General features: G+C 57.1%; 1 protein-coding gene. It reads right to left on the reverse strand.

Translation table 11 applies throughout. The annotated features are described in order from the left end of the window. A partial coding sequence (locus AAEZ00_RS20500; RefSeq protein WP_351089709.1) for a hypothetical protein occupies nt 1-1,678 on the reverse strand: 1,678 nt, incomplete at both ends.

Consider the following 1,678-nt stretch of genomic DNA (forward strand, 5'->3'; position numbering starts at 1 on the left):
GGGTCAACACCACTTCGCCATTAACGAGTGCATAGTAACCGTCGTCATTGGTGCCTGGGGTAAAGTCCACCGTCAGTACATCACCGTCTTCATCAAAGGTGGTGTAGGTCGCGGCCACATCGCCATCGACGGCGCTGTTTTCAGTAAAGTCATTGGCGACCACGTCAATGGTCGGTGCGTCGTTGGTGGCAGTGATCGCCGGGGTGTCACTGTCTTGGCCGGTGAGGCTGCCATCGGAGACAGTTAAATCCACCGGCGGCAAGGTGCCGCCGTTGTTGACTAACTCAGCACCCGCTTGGGTCAACACCACTTCGCCATTAACGAGTGCATAGTAACCGTCGTCATTGGTGCCTGGGGTAAAGTCCACCGTCAGTGCATCGCCGTCTTCATCAAAGGTGGTGTAGGTCGCGGCCACATCGCCATCGACGGCGCTGTTTTCAGTAAAGTCATTGGCAACCACGTCAATGGTCGGCGCGTCGTTGGTTGGCGTGATCGCCGGGGTGTCACTGTCTTGGCCGGTTAAGCTGCCATCGGACACGGTTAAATCCACCGGCGGTAAGGTGCCGCCGCTGTTGACTAAGTCCGCGCCCGCTTGGGTCAACACTACTTCGCCGTTGACCAACGCATAGTAACCGTCGGCATTGGTGCCAGCAGTGAAGTCGACGCTCAGTGCATCACCGTCTTCATCAAAAGTAGTGTACGTCGCGGCGACATCGCCATCCGCGGCGCTGTTTTCAGTAAAGTCATTGGCAACCACGTCAATGGTCGGCGCGTCGTTGGTTGGCGTGATCGCCGGGGTGTCACTGTCTTGGCCAGTTAAGCTGCCATCGGAGACGGTTAAATCCACCGGCGGCAAGGTGCCGCCGTTGTTGACTAAGTCCGCGCCAGCTTGGGTCAAGACCACTTCGCCGTTGACCAACGCATAGTAACCGTCGGCATTGGTGCCAGCAGTGAAGTCGACGCTCAGTGCATCACCGTCTTCATCAAAGGTGGTGTAGGTCGCGGCGACATCGCCATCCGCGGCGCTGTTTTCAGTAAAGTCATTGGCAACCACGTCAATGGTCGGCGCGTCATTCTGACCGGCAACACCTGGGGTGTCACTGTCTTGGCCGGTGAGGCTGCCATCGGAGACGGTTAAATCCACCGGCGGTAAGGTGCCACCGTTGTTGACTAACTCAGCACCAGCTTGGGTCAACACCACTTCGCCATTAACGAGTGCATAGTAACCGTCGTCATTGGTGCCTGGGGTAAAGTCCACCGTCAGTACATCGCCGTCTTCATCAAAGGTGGTGTAGGTTGCGGCGACATCGCCATCGACGGCGCTGTTTTCAGTAAAGTCATTGGCGACCACATCAATGGTCGGCGCATCGTTGGTCGGGGTGATCGCCGGGGTGTCACTGTCTTGGCCGGTTAAGTTGCCATCAGAGACGGTTAAATCCACTGGCGGTAAGGTGCCGCCGTTGTTGACGAGATCAGCACCGGCTTGGGTCAAGACCACTTCGCCGTTGACTAACGCATAGTAACCGTCGTCATTGCTGCCGGCAGTAAAGTCCACCGTCAGTGTATCGCCGTCTTCATCAAAGGTGGTGTAGGTTGCGGCGACATCGCCATCGACGGCGCTGTTTTCAGTAAAGTCATTGGCGACCACATCAATGGTCGGCGCATCGTTGGTCGGGGT

The sequence above is a fragment of the Shewanella sp. S1-49-MNA-CIBAN-0167 genome (genome assembly GCF_040310145.1).
GTDB classification, from domain to species: Bacteria; Pseudomonadota; Gammaproteobacteria; order Enterobacterales; family Shewanellaceae; genus Shewanella; species Shewanella psychromarinicola.